A 20,741-nucleotide genomic window follows, 5' to 3' on the forward strand; every position below is an offset into this window, starting at 1 on the left:
GATTAAACGAACCGCTTTAATCGCCTCGCTAAGGAGCGCGCAAACCAACCCACTCTTCAAGTGCGCACTCTATGTCATCCTGATAGGATGGCACATTTTCCCTCTCACTGATGGCGCGGAGATACACTTCCACGGCAGTCCGTTGCAAAGGGGTCAGCAAAGAGAACTTCTCCTGGCACCCGCATAAATAGGGTGCGAATTCATGTCTGTAGTCGCCATCAAGATCAGCGATCATATAGACAGGCAAATGAAATCGCATTCCTTCAGCATCAAGGAAGGCGGGGCTGCCGGAATGTCTGTTGAGGTCCCTTGGCGGGATCGCCGCCCAATCATTCTTCTCATCGCCAGCGCGGCATGTCGCGCGAACTTCATCATTCGCATAGTCGTCAAGCGCCTGCGCCTCGGAGAGACCGATGCCTCCACCCAAAGTGACACCCGCAAATGCCGCCCGCACAGCGGCTTTGGCATTCGCAATCATATCGGGTTCCGGCCTCATCAAATAGTCTGCCTGTTCAATGATGCGCTCCCCCACTCCCGTCGCCGTGCGCTGTCGGCCAGTCTCCACCCTCAGTCCGTTCGAGCGGGGGGCTATTCAACGCATCACCCTTGGATGCCGCAGATCCCTTTGTCTCCTCCCAGTAAAATGCAAGGCAAACAATACCAACGATCAGCGTCAGGCCAGCCACGACGCTGGCGACGATCAGTCCTATCGTCCAGATATCAATCGAGGCGCTACTGATGTCCATCCCGGTTCACTCCCCACGATCAATCCCGCCGGCGGCCGAAACGCCTTCCCAGAGCATGGAAGGCATACGGTTCCGCACCTCCGCCAAACCTCGCAGACTATCCGATATCCTTGCTGATCTTGCCTCAGGGCGTCAATCGGATAGGCTCGCCCTCCAGTTTACCGGATGGAGTTTGGATGTTCAAATCGGTATCGGACAGCGCTGCCGCCGCTGACGGCGGTTCGCTCGCCCTCTTCGTGGAGCGCGTTGACGGCCAGACGGAGCAGTTTGTGATCAATCGCTCCTTCGCGGCGCGCGGGACGCCTGCCTACAACAAAATCGTATCGAGCCTTCGACGGCTCTCGGCAGACGATTGCCGGCAGATCGCGGCAGCACTTGAGCCGCTATTGATAGTGACGGCCACGATTCATCCCCTGGCGGATTTTATCAACACCCTGAAACAGCAGTCATCGTCGATGCACGACTAACGTGGGAAATGAGTTATTGGAAACGCGAGCTTATTTCTTCCGTCATCCTCGGGCTTGACCCGAGGATCCACGAACATCTCGCGTTGTGCAGTCAGTATGGATCCTCGGGTCAAGCCCGAGGATGACGTCGAGAGTGCGGTGACGCCACTCAAATCAAATGCTCGCCTCAGCCTCGCGCTGCTTCGCCAGTGCCGCCAGATCGGCGGGCTTCAGCTCAACCGATTCACCGCAGCCGCAGGCGGATGTCTGGTTCGGATTGTTGAAGGTGAAGCCGGAGCGCATCTTGGTCACTTCGAAATCCATCTGGGTGCCGAGCAGATAAAGCACGGCGGATGGCTGAACCCAGACCTTCGCCCCTTCGAATTCAACGAGATCGTCCTTCGCATCCGGCTCGGTCACGAGGTCGATGGTATATTCCATGCCCGCGCAGCCGCCCTTCTTGATGCCGACGCGCACGCCCCTGGCATCCGGTCCGGAATTTTCGACGATTGCTTTAACGCGCGAGGCCGCAGCCCCGGTCATGGTCATGATCGCAAAGCCCATGGGCTTAATTCTCCTTCGACAATCGAGTTCAAGGCTCGATGTTTATGGATTTCAATCTAATAGCGCCTGAGAGTCTCATCAAGGGATGACGTCAGTCAAAATCACGTCAGTACCAGCCGACGGCGACCTGCGCTTCTTCCGACATGCGGTCCGGTGTCCACGGCGGATCGAAGGTCATTTCGACGGTAACGCCGGAAACACCCTCGACGGCGCCAACGGCATTTTCCACCCAGCCCGGCATTTCACCGGCCACCGGGCAACCCGGCGCGGTCAGCGTCATGACGATCTTGACCATCCGGTCGTCCTCGATATCGATCTTGTAGACGAGACCGAGTTCGAAGATATCGGCCGGAATTTCCGGGTCGTAGACGGTCTTCAGCGCCGCGATCACATCGTCGCTGAGGCGCGCCAGCTCATCCGGCGGAATGGTGGATACCTTTTCCTGAGCTTCGGTCGCATCCTGGGTCTTTGCAGTGGCTTCGGCAGTCATGGTCTTAAACCTCAATCCTGATCTCTTTAATCCCGATATCAGGCGAAAAATTTGCGCGCATAGTCCAGCGCCTCAACAAGAGAGTCTACTTCGGCGCGGGTATTGTAAAGGCCGAACGATGCCCGGCATGTGGAGGTGACGCCGAACCGTTTCAAGAGCGGCATGGCGCAATGGGTGCCGGCCCGCACGGCAACGCCGCGCCGGTCAATCACCATCGAGACATCATGGGCATGGATGCCCGCAAGCTCGAAGGAGAAGATGCCACCCTTGTCAGGCGCATTCCCGATGATGCGCAGCGAATTGATCTCACGCAGGCGCTCAGCGGCATAAGCGGCAAGATCGGCCTCATGTGCAGCAATCGCGGCACGGCCAAGATTGTCCATGTAATCAAGCGCGTAACCGAGGCCGATCGCCTGCACGATGGGTGGCGTGCCGGCTTCGAAACGGTGCGGCGGCTCGTTATAGGTGACATTGTCTTCGGAAACGTCGAGGATCATCTCGCCGCCGCCCTGGAACGGCCGCATCTCGCGCAGGCGATCGGCCTTGCCATAGAGCACGCCGATGCCCGAGGGACCGTAAAGCTTGTGGCCGGTCATCACATACCAGTCGCAATCGATATCGCGCACATCGACCGGCATGTGAACCGCGCCCTGCGAACCATCGATCAATACCGGGATGCCGCGCTCATGGGCGATGCGGCAGATTTCCTTGACCGGCAAAATGGTGCCGAGCGCATTCGACATATGGGTGATGGCAACGAGCTTGGTGCGCTCCGTCAGGCTCTTTTCGAAAGCCTCGATATGAAACGCGCCGTCGTCATCAACAGGTACCCAGACGAGCTTCGCACCCTGCCGCTCGCGGATGAAATGCCACGGCACGATATTGGAATGATGCTCCATGATCGAGATGACGATCTCGTCGCCCTCGCCGATCTTGGGCATGCCGTAACCATAGGCGACCGTATTGATCGCCTCGGTGGAGGATTTGGTAAAGACGATCTCGTCCACCGAACCGGCGTTCAGGAACCGGCGCACCTTTTCGCGCGCCGCCTCATAGGCGTCTGTTGCGGCATTGGAGAGGAAATGCAGGCCGCGATGCACATTGGCGTATTCGTTCGCATAAGCATGCGAAACGGCGTCGATCACCACCTGCGGTTTTTGAGCGGACGCGCCGTTGTCGAGATAGACCAGCGGCTTGCCATAGACCTCGCGCGACAGGATCGGAAAATCCTTGCGCACGGCTTCGATGTCATAAGGGGCCGCCATTGCGGTCTGGTCCATTTCTCAGGCCCTTTCATGGTGCTCCTCTGGAGAGCTCCGGGGTTCGCACAGCGTTACCGCCGCTTTACGTCATCCTCGGGCTTGTCCCGAGGATCTATCCACGTGCACGCTTGTCGAACCGGCGTAAATCCTCGGGACAAGCCCGAGGATGACGACGGAGAAGTTGCTAAGCGTGATGTTCCAGCCAGCCGGAGATGATCATCTCCAGCGCCTCTACCAGATTTTCTTCTTCCAGTTCCTCGACGATCTCGGCGACGAAGGCATTGACGAGCATCGCCCGTGCCTTTGCCCGCGGCACGCCGCGCGCCATCAGGTAATAGAGATGGTTGTCGCTGATATCGGCAACCGTCGCACCATGGCCGCACTGAACGTCATCGGCGAAGATTTCCAGTTCCGGCTTTGCCGAGAACTCACCATCGTCAGACATCAGCAGCGTATTGCACGCCATTTTCGCATCGGTCTTCTGGGCATCGGGCGCCACCCGGATCATGCCCTGGAAAATGCCCTTGGCACGGTCGAACACCACGTTGCGGAACACTTCCGTCGAGGTCGTGTTCGGCACGTTGTGACCAAGAACCATCGTCACGTCGGTATGGGTTTCGCCACCCAAAAGGTTGACGCCACGAACGATGAGATCAGTGCCCTCGCCTTCCACGTCGATGCGCAGTTCCTGCCGCACCAGCTTGCCGCCGGCATTGACAATGAACAGACGGATTTTGGCATCCGCGCCGATTTTCATGCGCAGCTGGGCAAGATGGATATCGGCTGCACCCTGTTGCTGCAGGATGATCCAGGTCACTTCCGCGCCGTCTTCAACGACGATGTCGGTAACGGAGGAAACAAAGGCTGCATCGGACGTCACCGAAAGGTGACGCTCGATGACGGTTGCCTTGGAACCCTTGCCGAAACGAACCGGGAAGCGGCTGTGAACCTGGCCTGCGCCATGGACTGCCTGTAATTCGATCGGCTTTTCGATATCGGCATCGGCCGGAATGTCGAGCACCAGACCATCACGCACGAAGCTGCCGTTGATGCGGCCGATCGCGTCATCCTTGCTGGCTTCCGCAAGACCTGCGGCCGCGGAACCGTCAGCCAGGCTTTCGGCAAAGCGCGATACGCGGATGTCTTCGATCTTGCCGATATCGGCCGTACCGTGCTGCATATAGGCAACCAGAGAGCCGGCAACCGTCGGCGCCTGCTTCTCGATAACCGGCGCGGGCCGGTCTTCCGGAACGGCACGCAGCAGGCTCTTCAGATCGGTATAGTGCCATGCCTCAATGCGACGGGTCGGAAGACCGCCGGTCTTCAGATCATCGAACAGCACGTCGCGTGCGGCAACCACGGCGCCATCGCCGGGCAATTCGCTGAACTTGGCGGTATAGGCGTCGACCAGCGCGGTTTCCGCAGGCGTCAGCCGGTTGGTAGCTTGAATGTTCATGGACATCACCTCCTGGCCCGACTTAGGCCGCTTCACCGATGATGTCGGCGTAACCGTTGTTTTCCAGTTCCAGCGCCAGCGCCTTGTCACCCGAGCGGATGATCTTGCCCTTGTAGAGAACGTGAACGCTGTCAGGCACGATGTAATCGAGCAGGCGCTGATAGTGGGTGATGACGACAGTGGCGCGATCCGGCGACTTCAGCGCGTTGACGCCGTCAGCCACGATCTTCAGGGCGTCGATATCGAGACCGCTATCGGTTTCGTCGAGAACGCAGAGCTTCGGCTCCAACAGCGCCATCTGCAGGATTTCAGCGCGCTTCTTCTCACCACCGGAGAAGCCGACGTTCAGCGGACGCTTCAGCATCTCCATGTCGATCTTCAGATCGCCGGCTGCTTCCTTGACGCGGCGGATGAAGTCCGGCGTCGTCAGCTCGGACTCGCCGCGCGCCTTGCGCTGCTCGTTCATCGCAACCTTGAGGAACTGCATGGTGGCGACACCGGGAATTTCCACCGGATACTGGAAGGCAAGGAAGATGCCCTTGGCCGCACGCTCGGCGGCATCCAGTTCCAGAATGCTTTCGCCGTTGTAAAGAATGTCACCGGAAGTGACTTCATAATCTTCGCGGCCCGACAGGATGTAGGACAGCGTCGACTTGCCGGAACCGTTCGGCCCCATGATGGCGGCAACCTCACCGGCGGCAACCTTCAGATTGAGACCCTTGATGATCTCAGTTTCGGTATCGGCGATCTTTGCGTGCAGGTCGATGATTTCAAGCATGTTCAATTCTCTCGATCTTGTTTTCTCTTTCTCGAAGAGAAACGTTCAAATATCTCTGGTCTAAGTCCTTCGGTCAGCCAAAATATCGCTGCCAACACGAGACCGCTGCCTATCAGAAGAGGCTTGGCGAAAGTCCACCCCGCGAGCAGCCCGCCAACTCCAACAAAAACGCCGCACATCGATACGAACATGCAGACCAGTAGAAGTAGCGCGGGGCCGCCAAGCCGGGATGTCTCCATCAGCCCACGCTTCCTTCCAGCGAAATGCCGATCAGCTTCTGCGCTTCCACGGCAAATTCCATCGGCAGCTCCTGAATGACTTCCTTGACGAAGCCGTTGACGATCAGCGCGATGGCCGCTTCTTCCGGAATGCCGCGCTGCAGGCAATAAAACAGCTGGTCTTCGGAAATCTTCGACGTCGTCGCCTCGTGCTCGAAATGAGCGGAGGAGTTCTTCGCCTCGATATAGGGCACGGTATGCGCGCCGCACTTGTCGCCGATCAGCAGACTGTCGCACTGCGTGAAGTTGCGCGTGTTGGTCGCCTTGCGGTGGGCAGACACCTGGCCGCGATAGACGTTTTCCGAAAAACCGGCGGCAATGCCCTTGGCGATGATGCGGCTCGAGGTGTTCTTGCCGAGATGGATCATCTTGGTGCCACTATCGATCTGCTGGTGGCCGTTGGAGACCGCGATCGAATAGAATTCGCCACGGCTGTCATCGCCGCGCAGAATGCAGGACGGGTATTTCCAGGTAATCGCCGAGCCGGTTTCCACCTGCGTCCATGAAATCTTCGAACGGTCACCACGGCAATCGCCGCGCTTGGTCACGAAGTTGTAGATGCCGCCCTTGCCTTCCTTGTCGCCCGGATACCAGTTCTGGACGGTGGAATATTTGATTTCGGCATCATCAAGCGCCACGAGTTCAACCACGGCGGCGTGAAGCTGGTTCTCGTCGCGCTGGGGAGCGGTGCAGCCTTCCAGATAGGAGACGTAGGCACCCTCTTCGGCGATGATCAGCGTGCGCTCGAACTGGCCGGTGTTCTTTTCGTTGATGCGGAAATAGGTGGAAAGCTCCATCGGGCAGCGAACACCCTTCGGCACGAACACGAAGGAACCGTCGGTAAAGACAGCGGAGTTCAGCGTCGCGTAGAAATTGTCCGTCGTCGGAACGACCGAGCCGAGATATTTCTTCACCAGTTCCGGATGCTCGCGCACGGCTTCCGAAATCGACATGAAGATCACACCGGCTTTGGCCAGTTCCGCCTTGAAGGTCGTGACGACCGAGACGCTGTCGAACACGGCATCCACCGCCACCTGGCGCTTTTCAACACCGGCGAGGATTTCCTGTTCCTTCAGCGGAATGCCGAGCTTTTCATAGACCTTCAGAAGCTCTGGATCGACTTCATCGAGCGACTTTGGGCCGGGCGTGCTTTTCGGCGCCGCGTAATAATAGAGGTCGTTGAAGTCGATCTTGGGATAGCTGACGCGCGCCCAGGTCGGCTCTTCCATCGTCAGCCAGCGCTTGTAAGCCTCAAGACGCCATTCCAGCATCCATTCGGGCTCCTGCTTCTTGGCCGAGATGAAACGGATCACCTCTTCCGAAAGGCCCTTCGGGGCCTTGTCGACTTCGATATTGGTTTCGAAGCCGTATTTGTACTGGTCCACATCGATCTGGCGTACCTGATCGATCGTTTCCTGAACCGCTGCCATGTCGTTCTCCAATCTCGCCGGAGCCAAGGTCCGGAGGCTTGTCAACGTATCAAGGCGGAAAGCCGCCTTATTCATCTTCGGGCAAATCGTTCCGAGCCGTCAGCCGGGGCGGAGCTTATACCCATGTAGGTGCGGGATGGCGCTTTTCACACATCCCGGCAAGCGGAAAATTGCTATTCCGCAATTCTTTGCCGCATTTTCAAGCGGCCTGACCGGAAAGCTTGCGCCGCCCGGCAATTTTCGTGAACGCCGCAAGCGTCCTGTCTATATCCGCCTCGTCAGTCGCATGGCCAAGCGAAATCCTGAGCGCGCCGAGCTTGGGATCACGCCCCATCGCGCTCAGCACATGGCTTTCCCCCACCTTGCCGGACGAGCAGGCCGAACCGGCAGACAACGCTATACCCTCGATATCGAAGGCGATCTGTCCCGTTTCAGCCTTCATGCCCGGGAGGGTGAAAAACGTGGTATTGCCGACACGGGCGACATCCTCGCCGTGAATGATCACGTCGGGTGCAGCCGACCGCATGCCATCTTCCAGCCGCGCCCGCAAGGCGGCAAGACGCGCCGCTTCAACGTCCACATTCCGCGTCGCAATAGCAGCCGCAGCACCGAAACCGATCACGGACAGGGTGTTTTCCGTACCCGAGCGATGCCCCTTTTCCTGCCCGCCGCCATGGATCAGCGGCTTCGGCATCATCACCTCGCCGCGCGAGATGAGAGCGCCTGCACCCTTGGGGCCGCCAAGCTTGTGGGACGAGATGACGAGGAAATCGGCATCGAGAACATTGATATCGAGCGGAATGCGACCTGCCGCCTGCACGGCATCGACAACCATCAAACCACCTGCCGCATGCACCAGCCGCGCCGCTTCCGCCACTGGCTGAACTATTCCCGTCTCATTATTCACCAGCATGCAGGCAACCATCGGCAGGCCGGCGGAAGCATCATGCGACGCCAGCAGCGCCTCGAGCGCCGCAAGGTCAAGCACACCCGCTGACGTAACGGGAACTTCCGTTACGTCATCCTTGCCGAACCGGCCGCCTTCGCGGAACGCCGGATGTTCGATGGCCGAAACGTAAAGGCGGCTGACCCGCACCGGGCTGCGCCCCATTTTGAATTGGGGTGTCAGCACCAGATTGGCAGCTTCCGTCGCCCCGCTGGTGAAGGTGACATGGGCGGCCTGCGCACCGGCAAGGGCTGCAACCTCGCGGCGGGCGGCCTCGATGGCGGCGCGGGCCGCACGCCCTTCCCGATGAACCGAAGACGGGTTGCCGGCAAGATCGAGCGCGGAGACAAGACCATCACGCACGGCGGGCAAAAGCGGCGCCGTGGCGTTCCAGTCCATATATGTACGCGTTAAACCCGTCATAGCGGAAAAGCTTCGCTCAATCTTATATGCGCCAAAACGCATTTTTCTTGAAATTACAGTTGCGCTTGCCTTATGACACGACCCGAGTGCTTGAGCACACGCAAAGTTTCGAATTATTCTAAACTGCGTTCTAGAAAAGATGACACAGTTCGTCAAGTCTTCTCATCGGAAGAATGCGGTTCGGGAATGAAAAAACACGACCGGAGTACCAATGCCCGAAGTCATCTTTAACGGCCCTGCGGGTCGCCTCGAAGGCCGTTATCAACCCTCCAAGGAAAAGAGCGCGCCGATCGCGATCATTCTTCATCCGCACCCGCAGTTTGGCGGGACGATGAACAACCAGATCGTCTACCAGCTCTTCTATCTTTTCCAGAAGCGCGGCTTCACGACGCTCCGGTTCAACTTCCGTTCCATTGGCCGCAGCCAGGGCGAATTCGACCACGGCGCCGGCGAACTTTCCGATGCCGCCTCCGCGCTCGACTGGGTGCAGAGCCTGCATCCCGATTCGAAAAGCTGCTGGGTCGCCGGTTACTCCTTTGGCGCCTGGATCGGCATGCAGCTTCTGATGCGCCGTCCGGAAATTGAAGGTTTCATGTCGATTGCGCCGCAGCCCAACACCTACGACTTCTCCTTCCTCGCCCCCTGCCCGTCCTCCGGCCTCATCATCAACGGCGATGCCGACAAGGTCGCGCCTGAAAAGGACGTGAACGGCCTCGTCGAGAAGCTGAAGACCCAGAAGGGCATCCTCATCACCCACCGCACCCTTCCCGGCGCCAACCACTTCTTCAACGGCAAGGTGGATGAGCTGATGGGCGAATGCGAGGACTATCTCGACCGCCGCCTGAATGGTGAGCTTGTGCCGGAACCGGCGGCGAAGCGTATTCGGTGATTGGCGACGCAGTGTCGCGACGGGGTTTGATCTGGCCACAATGATTGACGGTGGGTGGGGCTTACCCCCCTCTGCCCTGCCGGGCATCTCCCCCTCAAGGGGGGAGATTAGCAGGAGGCTTGCTCTTCGCCTCAGCTGCAACGTTCAAGATGGCCGATAGGTCGCCACGATTCGATCTCCCCCCTTGAGGGGGAGATGCCCGGCAGGGCAGAGGGGGGTAAGCCACACCCACCGTCTTCTATTAAACCTTCACCAAAATCCCACCCGTCACCGCCTCCTTCACCCCCGTCGTCCCCGGATAGGTCAGCGGTAACCCCTGAAGCGAGCGCACCGCCAGATAGGCCCAGGCCTCCGCTTCCATCGCTCCGCCATCAAACCCCGCCTCTTCCGCCGCGATCACCCGCGCACCCGACTTTCCTGCAAGCTCGGCAAATTCCGCCACGATCACCGGATTGAGCCGCCCGCCACCGCAAACCACATAGGTTTTCGCCGCTTCCGGCAGATAACTCGCCGACTTCAGAATGGCAGCACCCGTCAGATGCGCCAAGGTCCGCGCGCCATCCGCCAGCGAGAGCTTGCCCTTTTTCGGCGGCGCGAAATCGCCGCGGTCGAGCGAACGACGGATATTGGCCGAAAAAAACGGGCTCTCCATATACCGCGCCACCAGCCAGGCCACGACGCTGCCGCCGGCCGCCGTCTTGCCGCCCTTGTCGAAGGCCTTGCCGGTATGCGCCTCGATCCACTGGTCGATCAGCATATTGCCGGGGCCGCTGTCGAAAGCGGCAAGTCGGCCAGCCTCACCGATATAGGTGAGATTGGAGATGCCGCCGATATTGACGAAAACGGCCGGCGTTTCGAACCCATCTGGCAGATTGGCGGAAAGCGCCATGTGATAAGCGGGAATGAGCGGCGCGCCCTGCCCGCCATGCACCATGTCGTTGGCCCGCATGTCGTACACCACATCGATACCGGTTTCGGAGGCCAGCAGCGCGCCGTCGCCGATCTGTACGGTCAATGCCTCATCAGGCCGGTGCAGCACGGTCTGTCCATGAAAGCCGATCACATCGATGTCACCGGGCTGAAGCCCGTGACGATGGAGAAAGGATTTCACCGCCGCCGCATGGGCAAGCGTCAGCTTGCGCTCGGCCTCCGCCAGATCGCCGGGGCGTTCACGCCTGTCGACGATGGATTTGGCCGTGACCAGCGCCTTCTGCCAGACGGCGCGCAGGCCCGGATCATAGGGAAAATAACCGCTCGGACCGTGCCGCACCACGCTTTCGCCATCCGTGCGCAACAGGGCGATATCGATGCCGTCCATCGATGTGCCGCTCATCAGCCCGATCGCCGTTTTGATCTCGCCCACCTGCCGCTCCCCTGCATTCTCGAATCATGATGACGTGAATCCAGACATTCATGGCCGAAACGGGTGCACATTTCAAAAAACAATGATAAAGCCGCGACGTTCATTGGTTCTCGATGACAGCAAAGATCAAACCAGAAAGTAAAAGGTTATGTCCAGGTTCAAGTCCGATTTCCTCCGCACGCTCGATGAGCGCGGCTTCATTCACCAGATCTCCGATGAGGCAGGTCTCGACGAACTGTTCGCCAAGGAAACCGTGACCGCCTATATCGGCTATGACCCGACGGCCTCCAGTTTGCATGTCGGCCACCTCACCCAGATCATGATGCTGCACTGGATGCAGAAGACCGGCCATCAGCCGATCTCGCTGATGGGCGGCGGCACCGGCATGGTGGGCGATCCCTCCTTCAAGGAAGAGGCCCGCAAGCTGATGACGATCGACATGATCGAGGACAACATCACCTCGCTCAAGCACGTCTTCGCCAACTACCTCGATTATGACCGCGCCAATAATCCGGCGCTGATGATCAACAATGCCGACTGGCTGCGTGGTCTAAACTACCTCGAATTCCTGCGCGATGTCGGCCGCCATTTCTCGGTCAACCGCATGCTGTCCTTCGACAGCGTGAAGACGCGGCTTGATCGCGAGCAGTCGCTATCCTTCCTCGAATTCAACTACATGATCCTGCAGGCCTACGACTTCGTGGAGCTGAACCAGCGCACCGGCTGCCGCCTGCAGATGGGCGGCTCGGACCAGTGGGGCAACATCATCAACGGCATCGACCTCGGTCACCGCATGGGGACACCGCAGCTTTACGCGCTGACCTCGCCGCTGCTGACCACCTCTTCCGGTGCGAAAATGGGCAAGTCGGCTTCCGGCGCGGTATGGTTGAACAAGGATCTGCTGCCCGTCTATGATTTCTGGCAATACTGGCGCAATACGGAAGATGCCGACGTCGTTCGCTTCGCCAAGCTCTTCACTACGCTGCCGATGGATGAGATCGCCCGTATCGCCGCCCTTGGCGGATCGGAAATCAACGAGGCGAAAAAAATCCTCGCAACGGAAGTGACGGCGATCCTGCATGGCCGCGCCGCGGCGGAAGAGGCAGCGGAAACGGCGCGCAAGACCTTCGAGGAAGGCGCGCTCGCCGAAAACCTGCCCTCCATCGAGGTTCCGGCCTCCGAACTCGAAGCCGGCCTCGGCGTTCTCTCGCTCATCGTCCGCGCCGGTCTCGCCGGCTCGAATGGCGAGGCCCGCCGCCACGTTCAGGGCGGTGCGGTGAAGATCAACGATATCGGCGTTTCGGATGAGCGCCAGACGGTTGGTGCAGGTGAAGTGACCGGCGACGGCGTCATCAAGCTATCGGTCGGCAAGAAGAAGCACGTTCTGGTTCGCCCGGCGTAAAACATCCTGTCGAGGACTGCGAAAGCGCTCCTCGATGCGCCGATAAATCCGCCACTCCCGTCATGCCGGACTAGATCCGGCATCCAGTCACGGCGCGTCTGCGCCGTGAAAGGGCTCTTTCGCGATCAAGGACTTGATCGCGCTAGACCCCGGATCAGGTCCGGGGTGACGGAGTGAGGATGCAACCTTTCTCGCCAAACATCCGCTAGAGCCAGGCTTTCTGGCGCTCCATTCACTGAAACTCGAAAATCTGCCGGAAGACGCCCGGTGCGATCAGCGACAGCGGATTGATCGTCAGCTTCGGCTGGTCCGTCTGGCCGGAGAGTTTGAAGGTAATGCCGAGCAACCCCCGGTCGCGGCCATTGCCGAGGAAGATGCCGATGAAGGGCAGTTCCCCGAACAGCCGGTTGAGGCCATAAGCGGGCATGAAGGTGCCGGTCATGTCCATGCGGCCACTCTGGTCCTTCAGCAGCCCCTGGAAGGTCGCGCCGATCTGTTCGCCGCGCACGACGCCGTTTTCCACCGCCACGGAACCATTGACGTAAACCAGCCGGGCAAAACCGCGCTGGAACTTCTCCGAGCTGACATCGATATTGCGGCGCACCGCATTGTTGAGGCTCCTGCCGTCCTCGCCCGTCGGCGTGGCGACGATGTCCTGCAGCTTGGCTTCGTTGACGACGGCAAAATTGCGCAGGTCGAGCGATCCGCTCCAGTCGCTGCCATTGGAAGTCGTCAGCGCAAGGTTGAGAAGGCCGCCGCGAATGCGGCTGTAGATATTGGCGAAACGGGCGAGCGACCCCGCATCGCTGCTGGTCAGCGTCACCGTTCCCGTCGACCCGCGATTGGTGGTCTGCGCCACCACCGCCTGGCCATTGCCGGTGACGCCACGGAAATCGATCGAGCGGACCTTGCCGTCCCGCACGCTGACATCGGAACTGACATTGGCGAGGATTTCGTCGTTGAACCCGTAGACCTTGTCGAATTGCGTCTTGATGGCAAGGGATGGCTGCGAACGCGACGTGCCATCGCCGCCGCTGGAAGAGCTGCGCAGCTTCGAGAGGAAAGGCCTGACATCTGCGGATTTTCCCGATGCATTGATGACATAGCCGTTTTTCGAAGCGGCAACCGAAACGGCGTAATTATCGGAGGGCGACAGTTGCACGCGGCTGAGATCGGCTGAAATCAGCCCGTTCTTGCTGAAGGCAATATCGCCGGCAGCGCCGAAGCCGTCGCCATCGAGCGAAAAGTCGCTGATCGTCGTGCGCCCCTCTCCCGTTTCAATGGTGAAGGTGGCACTGGCGGGAATGCCGATGCCCTTGCTCCAGCCGAGCCCGGGCAGAATGATCGACGCCTTGGTCAGATCGAGCCGGATATCCTGGCGTTTCGGGTCGGCACCGTCGATTTCAATCGCCGTGGTGCCGCCAAGGACGGTGGACAGTTCCGGGGCGAGCTTTGCGACCTGCGTTTCATTCAGGTTTGCCTTCAGCGACAATGTCGGCGCGATATCGCTGTTCTTGCGCACCGGCTCGGTCATCACGATGTCCATCGGCACGTCATCCACGCGGCCCTTGCCCTTCAGCTTGAGCTGGCGGTCGTCCAGCGTCATGAAACCGTCGAGCGCCGTCACCTTGTGGCCGGCAAAGGGCTTGGTCAGCGACAGGTTCTTGAGGTCGAGATCGGCGGTCCACACCGGCGGAGGCGGATTGTGGCTGGAAAGCAGGCCAACGGTCAGGTTGGCATGGGCTTTGACATCGCCGGTGAAATCCTCCGGCTTGAACTGCGTGTCCTTGAGCGCATTGATGGGCTTGAGCGCCGCAAGCTCGGCCACGGCATCGGCCGTACCCGACACGTTCAGTTCGAGATTGCCGAGCAGCGGCTTATCGTAAACAGCGGAAATGAGAAAACGGCTGTTCTCCAGCGCAAGCGACCGGTTCGACGGGAAATAGGATGTGCCCCGCTTGATATCGACGGCCATCTTGCCGCCCACGAGATCGAAATGGGCGTCGACATCGCGCAGCGGCGGAATGTCGCCGGTGGTATTGAGACGCGTATCGTCGATATCGAAGCGGATCTGCATTTCGCTTTCGCCGAGCACCAGCGGGCAACCGGGGCCGCACATCCGTCCCTGCGGGATGAAGATCGCGATTGAACCATTGGTGACGGTGCCGCCGTAGAGATTGGACACCACCCAGTCGCGCGGCTTATGCGCCATCCAGAACGGCCAGAGCTGCTTGACCGCGGTGGCCTCCATCTTCGGAATCTGCCCGCCGAAACTGATTTCCGGCGACCCCTGGCCAAACCGAATTTTCAGCGATCCCGCCATGTCTCCGAGCGGGCCTGTGACATAAAGCGAGGGAACGTCGAGCTGCTTCGTCGCCGCCGTAAAATGCCCGTCCGCCTTCAGGCTGAACGGAACCGGGGCCTCGCCCGAAGCTTCGGACGAAGCAACGCCATTGTCGATCCGCAGCGAAAGACCGAAACCGTCTTCCGTATCGCTGATTTCACCCGCGACCGGAATAATTGTCCGCCCCAGCTCCAACCGCGAATTCTCGATGACAAGGGTGCTTTTTGCAAAATCGTAATGCGCATTGACGGTGCCCGCCGTGAAGGTCTGGGCTTCGCCGCCGATCCGGAGCGTTCCGTTGCCCATGCCGAGGGAGACATCCAGCCGCGGCTCCTGCCCTTCCGTGGCCCGCCGCGCGACAATATTGACACCGGTCTTGACGTTCAGGCCTTCATGGAGATTGCCGTCGGGATCGTATTTTTCCAGAAACGGGCCGATATCGAAACCGTCGATGCGGGCCTCGAAGCCGTTGATCACACCGCCCGCGCCGGAGGTCTTGAGCGCCACGCTGGCAATTTCACCGTTAAACAGCGTTTCCCCGTCAAGCGAATATCCGCCCTGCTGATCCGGCGTCAGCGACAGTTCGCGCACTTCGATGGTCCGCGGCTTGCCCAACTCGCCGGGCGGCAGGTGAACCGAAACACTGGAAATATCGATTTCCTCGGTTCCGCTGCTCAGGAAAGCCTGGGCGAGCTTGTCGAGTTGCCCGAAGGCCTCCTGCAATTGCTGCGGCACGGCGTCGAGCTTGATGCTGGTGAGATCGAACCCGTTACCCCTGGGCAAAAGCGCCGTATCGAGCTCCATCCCGTCGGCCTCGAGGCTCTCCACCGAGACACGGCCGGCCAGAAGCGCAAGCGGATCGAGCGCCATGCCGATCGCCCGCGCCCGGCTCATATGCTGGCCGGATTCCTTCTCGATGATATCCACGTCCTCCGCCACCAGCGCAAGGCGCAGCCCGGTGGAAAACCTGATCGCCGAGGAGCCGATCCGCGCGCTGTAGTGCGGCCCGAGCGCCCTTTCCAGCGCCTGCTGCGCCTGGCTGGAAAGCGTCGCATCGATCGATCCCGTCTCGACGGAAAGAATGATGCCGCCGATGGAGAGGAAGGCCAGCACGAAAAGTGCTGAGAAAATCTTGATGAAGGCACGCGCCATGGAGCGTGGCGCCGGGCAATGCACGATGATGGGATCTTCGGCCTGTGCCGAAGGAAGATCATGCAGCGCAATGATATCGCGCCTGCTGAACTTGACCTTTTCACCCCTGACTTCAGCCATACGCCCGTGTTTGCCCTTGAATAGCTTCTGTTTCGCCGCAACACCGGAGCGGGATGGCGAAAAGTGTAAGCGGTTTTCGTCTGGAATCCCGCTTTAATTCTTTAATCCAGATCACGATTGAGAATGAAGGTCGAAATGATCTTAATTCTCAATCGTGATCTGGACGACGCGCGGTTTCGCTATATATCGAATGTGGCGACTTTCCCTCAACATCCCGGCGAAAGAAAGGTAGATTATGACAGACTTGACGATTGGCGGTGCCGCTCCCGATTTTACTTTGCCCCGTAACGGTGAAGGGACGGTGACATTGTCCAAACTGCAAGGCAAGGCGGTCATCCTCTATTTCTACCCGAAGGACGATACTTCCGGCTGCACCGCAGAAGCCATCGACTTCAGCGCCCTGGGCGGCGAGTTCGAGGCAGCCAATGCCGTCGTCATCGGCATTTCGCCCGACAGCGTCAAAAGCCACGACAAGTTTGCGGCAAAACATTCCCTTTCCGTCATGCTCGCGTCCGACGAGGAGAGGAAGGTTCTGGAAGCCTATGGCGTCTGGAAGGAAAAAAGCATGTATGGCAAAAAATACATGGGCGTCGAACGCACCACTTTCCTCGTGGCCCCGGATGGAAAAATCGCGGAAATCTGGAACAAGGTGAAGGTCGCGGGCCACGCACAGGCCGTTCTCGAGGCTGTGAAGAAGCTCTGAGGGACCAACCCGTCGTGACGCCCCCGTTCAAAATCATTTCGCTCCGAGGCGGCGCGACGGATGCGATCGTGAGCGCCGATCTCGACAGAAAGACCGCGCTCGCGCAGGAAACGGCGACACGCTGGTTCGAACGCCGCCTGTCGCTGCGTTCCCCGCTCGACCCGCCGCTGCCTGAGCGGCCGGGCAGGCCCGAGAGGCCGGAACTCGTTCCGCCGACCGCCGTGGAACGCCGCTCCCTTCACAGCGTCAGGGGCCGCATCGCGCTGCTGCATGCCATAGCCCATATCGAACTCAACGCCGTCGATCTCGCGCTCGATATCGTCGCCCGTTATGCCAGCGAGCCGGTGCCGCATTCCTTTTTCAATGGCTGGATGCAGGTGGCCTTCGAGGAGGCGAAACATTTCCGGCTGGTGCGGGACAGGCTCAGGAGCCTCGGCGCAGACTATGGCGATCTGCCGGCCCATGACGGGCTCTGGCAGGCCGCCCATGCCACCCGCAACGATCTCACCGCACGGCTCGCCGTCGTCCCGCTCATCCTGGAAGCGCGTGGGCTGGACGTCACCCCTTCCCTGCAGGCGAAGATGCGCGAGACCGGCGATCTCGAAAGCGCCGCCGTTCTCGACGTCATCTATAATGACGAAAAGGGCCACGTCGCCATCGGCGCGAAATGGTTCCGGTTCCTGTGCGCCCGTGAAAAGAAGGACCCGGCCGCAACCTTCAGGCAGCTGGTGCGCGCCAATTTCCGCGGCCCGCTGAAACCGCCCTTCAACGACCTTGCCAGGGCCGAAGCTGGCCTGACGCCTTCCTTTTACCGCTCGCTCACATCCGTCAGCCAATAGCCGACAACGCCGAAACGCCTCTCCGGCAAAACTTCGTTAACCTTAACGAATTATGATTTCCCTTAAGAAATCGGCCAGTCCGGAGAGAGATTGTGACTGATACGGCGGAAAACCGGGTATTCGGCAAAAAGCGTGAGCCGCACGTGCTCATTCTCGCGCGCGGCGAAAGCGTGCGGCACATGACCATCCGGCCATGGATGGCGGCGCTTGCCGGCTGCACGATCGGCCTTTTTTCGCTCGGTTATCTCGGCGCAACAGGCTATCTCATTTTGCGTGACGACCTGATCGGCGCAACCATGGCGCGCCAGACCCGCATGCAGAACGACTATGAAGACCGCATTGCAGCGCTCAGAGCCCAGGTGGACCGCGTCACCTCCCGGCAGTTGCTCGATCAGCAAATCGTTGAAAAGAAAGTGGAAAAGCTGCTGGAACAGCAGGCGGCGCTGACCTCCCGGCACGGCCGCATGAGTGAATTGCTGGAACGCGCCGAAAATTCCGGCATCGCCGCCTCCCCGGCCGCGCCCTCGTCCCTTTCGAACGCCATGGCGCCGGAAAAACGCGCCGATCTCTCCAGCGGCCTTTCGGCCATTGAAAAGCTGATGGCGCCGCGCAAGGCGCAGGCGGAAAAACCCGCCACATCGGACAGACGCGCCGCATACGTCCCCGAAGCGGGCGAAACGCCGTCCGACCGGGCCGACCGGGTGTTTTCCAAGGTGACACTGTCGCTGAAGGATATCGAACGCCAGCAGATATCGCGCATCGCCCGACTGACCAGCGACGCGGAGGACAAGGCGAATGCGATGCAGGACATCATCCGGCAGGCGGGCCTTAAAATCGAAGAGAACGGCAACGACGACATAGGCGGCCCCTATGCCGATCCCGAGCGCGGTGAAACCGATCCTTTCAACCTGTCGCTCACCAATCTCGACAATGCGCTGAACCGGCTCGACATCGTCAAGGAAACCGCGACCACCCTTCCCTTCGGCAACCCGGCTCCCGGCCGGGCGATCACCAGCCGATTCGGCAACCGGATGGACCCGTTTCTCGGCCGCCCGGCCCTGCATACCGGCATCGATTTTCGCGCCGAAACCGGTGCTGACGTCAAATCCACCGGCGCGGGCAAGGTGACCATTGCGGAAAACTCCGGCGGCTACGGCAATATGGTCGAGATCGATCACGGCCAGGGTGTCTCGACGCGATTCGGCCATCTCTCCGCCATTCTGGTGAGAGCCGGCGACAAGGTCGAAGCCGGCGATGTCATCGGCCGCGCCGGCAGCACCGGCCGCTCCACCGGTCCGCATGTGCATTACGAAGTGCGCCGCAACGACACGCCTGTTGATCCCATGCGGTTCCTGATCGCCGGAACGGAACTCAAAACCTATTTAAAATAGCAGCCCGATTTTAAGGCTTTTTTTGCGCTTTTTACGATAAATCGCTGAAATCTGCACCAAAGGCCCAGAAGCCCCGCCCGAAGCCCGCTGTTTCGCGCGCTTTTCCCGTTGTTTCCTTGACTTTCCGGCAATTTGGGCCTATCCCCGCGCCAAGTCTTTGCAAGTGCCGTTGCGGCACGCAGGTGTTCTTACCGAACCAGAACGGAAAAAGTTCTTCCTTTGACAACATTCTCTGATCTTGGCCTGAGCCAAAAAGTTCTTTCCGCTATTGCAGATGCCGGCTACACGACGCCGACACCCATTCAGGCTGGCGCCATTCCGCCGGCGCTGGAAAAGCGTGATATCTGCGGTATCGCACAGACCGGCACGGGCAAAACCGCCTCCTTCGTTCTGCCGATGCTCACCCTGCTCGAGAAGGGCCGTGCGCGCGCCAGAATGCCGCGCACCCTGATCCTCGAGCCGACCCGCGAACTTGCAGCGCAGGTGGCGGAGAATTTCGAGAAATACGGCAAGAATCACAAGCTGAACGTCGCCCTCCTCATCGGCGGCGTGTCCTTCGAAGACCAGGACCGCAAGCTTGAGCGCGGCGCCGATGTTCTCATCTGCACCCCCGGCCGTCTTCTCGACCATTGCGAGCGCGGCAAGCTTTTGATGACCGGCGTGGAAATCCTCGTCATCGACGAAGCCGACCGCATGCTGGATATGGGCTTCATTCCCGATATCGAGCGCATCGCCAAGATGATCCCCTTTACCCGCCAGACGCTGTTCTTCTCGGCCACCATGCCGCCGGAAATCCAGAAGCTGGCCGACCGCTTCCTGCAGAACCCCGTCCGTGTCGAGGTCGCCAAGCCCTCCTCCACGGCCAAGACCGTTGCCCAGCGCATCGTCGCCGCGCACGCCAAGGATTATGAGAAGCGTGCCGTACTGCGCGATCTCGTCCGCGCCGAAGAAGCCGAACTGAAGAACGCCATCATCTTCTGCAACCGCAAGAAGGATGTGGCTGATCTGTTCCGCTCGCTCGACCGTCACGGCTTCTCCGTCGGCGCGCTACATGGCGACATGGACCAGCGTTCGCGCACCACGATGCTGCAGAACTTCAAGGACGGCAATCTGAAGCTGCTCGTCGCCTCCGACGTTGCCGCACGCGGCCTTGATATTCCGGATGTCAGCCACGTCTTCAACTTCGATATTCCCATTCACTCGGAAGACTATGTCCACCGCATCGGCCGCACCGGCCGTGCCGGCCGCTCGGGCAAGGCTTTCACCATCGTCACCAGAAGCGACACCAAATATCTCGACGCGATCGAAAAGCTGATCGGCGAAAAGATCGAGTGGCTGAACGGTGATCTCTCCACCCTGCCCGCGCCCATGGAAAGCTTTGAAAGCAATTCCGGCCGCCGCGGCAAGGAACGGGGCGGCAGGGGCCGCGACCGCAACCGCCGCGACGCAGCGCCGGTCGAAAACATCAATCAGGGTGCACAATCGGCTGCGGACACTGATATCGCGGCTCATGGAGACGACAAGGTGAAAGCAGAACGCAAACCGGAAAAGACCCCGCGCAATTCCGAGCGCAACAGCCGCAACCCGCTGCACGCCAATGACGACAACCGCGACCGCCGCCGTCACTATCGCGACCACGACGATGGCCCGACACCGGTTGGTTTCGGCGACGACATTCCCGCCTTCATGCTGATCGTGGCCAACGCCAAGGCCTGACCA

The 20,741-nt window shown here is 59.9% G+C and carries 18 protein-coding genes; 7 read left to right on the forward strand and 11 right to left on the reverse strand.

Annotated features, from left to right (window positions below; all coding sequences use genetic code 11):
- Positions 1-28: 28 nt before the first annotated feature.
- Positions 29-478, reverse strand: coding sequence for a DUF6714 family protein (locus ACIQUH_RS16050; protein ID WP_400816782.1), 450 nt, complete (start codon positions 476-478; stop codon positions 29-31).
- 34 nt (positions 479-512) lie between these two features.
- Entirely contained in the window at positions 513-746 is a 234-nt protein-coding gene (locus ACIQUH_RS16055) for a hypothetical protein (RefSeq protein WP_400816784.1), read from the reverse strand.
- A 176-nt stretch (positions 747-922) separates the two neighbouring features.
- Between ACIQUH_RS16055 and ACIQUH_RS16060 the strand changes: the two genes are divergently transcribed.
- Positions 923-1,213, forward strand: coding sequence for a hypothetical protein (locus ACIQUH_RS16060; protein WP_400816786.1), 291 nt, complete (start codon positions 923-925; stop codon positions 1,211-1,213).
- Positions 1,214-1,366: 153 nt separating this feature from the next.
- Here the strand turns inward: ACIQUH_RS16060 and sufA are convergent, their stop codons facing one another.
- The 7 genes from sufA to ACIQUH_RS16095 form a co-directional block, all read right to left on the reverse strand.
- Positions 1,367-1,756, reverse strand: a complete 390-nt coding sequence (sufA, locus tag ACIQUH_RS16065) for a Fe-S cluster assembly scaffold SufA (RefSeq protein WP_400816788.1) — start codon at positions 1,754-1,756, stop codon at positions 1,367-1,369.
- Positions 1,757-1,862: 106 nt separating this feature from the next.
- Positions 1,863-2,246, reverse strand: coding sequence for an SUF system Fe-S cluster assembly protein (locus ACIQUH_RS16070; RefSeq protein ID WP_003507963.1), 384 nt, complete (start codon positions 2,244-2,246; stop codon positions 1,863-1,865).
- 38 nt (positions 2,247-2,284) lie between these two features.
- The gene (locus ACIQUH_RS16075; protein ID WP_400816791.1) at positions 2,285-3,526 is read right to left on the reverse strand and encodes a cysteine desulfurase; all 1,242 of its coding nucleotides are present in this window, start codon (positions 3,524-3,526) and stop codon (positions 2,285-2,287) included.
- A gap of 166 nt (positions 3,527-3,692) precedes the next feature.
- A complete protein-coding gene (sufD, locus tag ACIQUH_RS16080) occupies positions 3,693-4,964 on the reverse strand; it encodes a Fe-S cluster assembly protein SufD (RefSeq protein WP_400816793.1) in 1,272 nt (423 codons plus the stop codon).
- 22 nt (positions 4,965-4,986) lie between these two features.
- Entirely contained in the window at positions 4,987-5,742 is a 756-nt protein-coding gene (gene sufC / locus ACIQUH_RS16085; RefSeq protein WP_003522658.1) for a Fe-S cluster assembly ATPase SufC, read from the reverse strand.
- Positions 5,743-5,980: 238 nt separating this feature from the next.
- On the reverse strand, positions 5,981-7,450 hold the full coding sequence (sufB, locus tag ACIQUH_RS16090; protein WP_046798251.1) for a Fe-S cluster assembly protein SufB: 1,470 nt from the start codon (positions 7,448-7,450) through the stop codon (positions 5,981-5,983).
- 199 nt (positions 7,451-7,649) lie between these two features.
- Entirely contained in the window at positions 7,650-8,819 is a 1,170-nt protein-coding gene (locus ACIQUH_RS16095) for a cysteine desulfurase family protein (protein WP_400816796.1), read from the reverse strand.
- Positions 8,820-9,030: 211 nt separating this feature from the next.
- Here ACIQUH_RS16095 and ACIQUH_RS16100 point away from each other — a divergent pair, with 211 nt between their 5' ends.
- Positions 9,031-9,708, forward strand: a complete 678-nt coding sequence (locus ACIQUH_RS16100; protein WP_003495402.1) for an alpha/beta hydrolase — start codon at positions 9,031-9,033, stop codon at positions 9,706-9,708.
- Between the two features lie 241 nt (positions 9,709-9,949).
- Here ACIQUH_RS16100 and ACIQUH_RS16105 read toward each other — a convergent pair whose 3' ends face one another.
- Positions 9,950-11,071 carry an anhydro-N-acetylmuramic acid kinase gene (locus ACIQUH_RS16105; protein WP_400816799.1) on the reverse strand — a complete coding sequence of 374 codons (1,122 nt, stop codon included), beginning with the start codon at positions 11,069-11,071 and terminating at the stop codon, positions 9,950-9,952.
- 148 nt (positions 11,072-11,219) lie between these two features.
- Between ACIQUH_RS16105 and tyrS the strand changes: the two genes are divergently transcribed.
- Entirely contained in the window at positions 11,220-12,473 is a 1,254-nt protein-coding gene (tyrS, locus tag ACIQUH_RS16110) for a tyrosine--tRNA ligase (protein ID WP_400816801.1), read from the forward strand.
- Positions 12,474-12,705: 232 nt separating this feature from the next.
- Here tyrS and ACIQUH_RS16115 read toward each other — a convergent pair whose 3' ends face one another.
- Positions 12,706-16,089, reverse strand: a complete 3,384-nt coding sequence (locus ACIQUH_RS16115; RefSeq protein WP_400816803.1) for a DUF3971 domain-containing protein — start codon at positions 16,087-16,089, stop codon at positions 12,706-12,708.
- 235 nt (positions 16,090-16,324) lie between these two features.
- Between ACIQUH_RS16115 and bcp the strand changes: the two genes are divergently transcribed.
- The 4 genes from bcp to ACIQUH_RS16135 all read left to right on the forward strand — a co-directional run bounded on the left by bcp (position 16,325) and on the right by ACIQUH_RS16135 (position 20,738).
- A complete protein-coding gene (gene bcp / locus ACIQUH_RS16120) occupies positions 16,325-16,792 on the forward strand; it encodes a thioredoxin-dependent thiol peroxidase (protein ID WP_400816805.1) in 468 nt (155 codons plus the stop codon).
- Positions 16,793-16,806: 14 nt separating this feature from the next.
- Entirely contained in the window at positions 16,807-17,631 is an 825-nt protein-coding gene (locus ACIQUH_RS16125) for a ferritin-like domain-containing protein (RefSeq protein ID WP_400816807.1), read from the forward strand.
- Between the two features lie 92 nt (positions 17,632-17,723).
- Entirely contained in the window at positions 17,724-19,022 is a 1,299-nt protein-coding gene (locus tag ACIQUH_RS16130) for a M23 family metallopeptidase (RefSeq protein WP_400816809.1), read from the forward strand.
- Positions 19,023-19,241: 219 nt separating this feature from the next.
- Positions 19,242-20,738, forward strand: a complete 1,497-nt coding sequence (locus ACIQUH_RS16135; RefSeq protein WP_400816811.1) for a DEAD/DEAH box helicase — start codon at positions 19,242-19,244, stop codon at positions 20,736-20,738.
- The last annotated feature ends 3 nt before the right edge of the window (positions 20,739-20,741 follow it).

The sequence above is a fragment of the Agrobacterium sp. NPDC090283 genome, assembly GCF_044769685.1.
In the GTDB taxonomy this organism is placed as follows: Bacteria; Pseudomonadota; Alphaproteobacteria; order Rhizobiales; family Rhizobiaceae; genus Agrobacterium.

Coding starts and splice junctions, on each gene's coding strand:
- ACIQUH_RS16050 (WP_400816782.1), bottom strand. CDS start 478: ATGATTGCGAATGCCAAAGCCGCTGTGCGGGCGGCATTTGCGGGTGTC.
- ACIQUH_RS16055 (WP_400816784.1), bottom strand. CDS start 746: ATGGACATCAGTAGCGCCTCGATTGATATCTGGACGATAGGACTGATC.
- ACIQUH_RS16060 (WP_400816786.1), top strand. CDS start 923: ATGTTCAAATCGGTATCGGACAGCGCTGCCGCCGCTGACGGCGGTTCG.
- sufA (WP_400816788.1), bottom strand. CDS start 1,756: ATGGGCTTTGCGATCATGACCATGACCGGGGCTGCGGCCTCGCGCGTT.
- ACIQUH_RS16070 (WP_003507963.1), bottom strand. CDS start 2,246: ATGACTGCCGAAGCCACTGCAAAGACCCAGGATGCGACCGAAGCTCAG.
- ACIQUH_RS16075 (WP_400816791.1), bottom strand. CDS start 3,526: ATGGACCAGACCGCAATGGCGGCCCCTTATGACATCGAAGCCGTGCGC.
- sufD (WP_400816793.1), bottom strand. CDS start 4,964: ATGAACATTCAAGCTACCAACCGGCTGACGCCTGCGGAAACCGCGCTG.
- sufC (WP_003522658.1), bottom strand. CDS start 5,742: ATGCTTGAAATCATCGACCTGCACGCAAAGATCGCCGATACCGAAACT.
- sufB (WP_046798251.1), bottom strand. CDS start 7,450: ATGGCAGCGGTTCAGGAAACGATCGATCAGGTACGCCAGATCGATGTG.
- ACIQUH_RS16095 (WP_400816796.1), bottom strand. CDS start 8,819: ATGACGGGTTTAACGCGTACATATATGGACTGGAACGCCACGGCGCCG.
- ACIQUH_RS16100 (WP_003495402.1), top strand. CDS start 9,031: ATGCCCGAAGTCATCTTTAACGGCCCTGCGGGTCGCCTCGAAGGCCGT.
- tyrS (WP_400816801.1), top strand. CDS start 11,220: ATGTCCAGGTTCAAGTCCGATTTCCTCCGCACGCTCGATGAGCGCGGC.
- ACIQUH_RS16115 (WP_400816803.1), bottom strand. CDS start 16,089: ATGGCTGAAGTCAGGGGTGAAAAGGTCAAGTTCAGCAGGCGCGATATC.
- bcp (WP_400816805.1), top strand. CDS start 16,325: ATGACAGACTTGACGATTGGCGGTGCCGCTCCCGATTTTACTTTGCCC.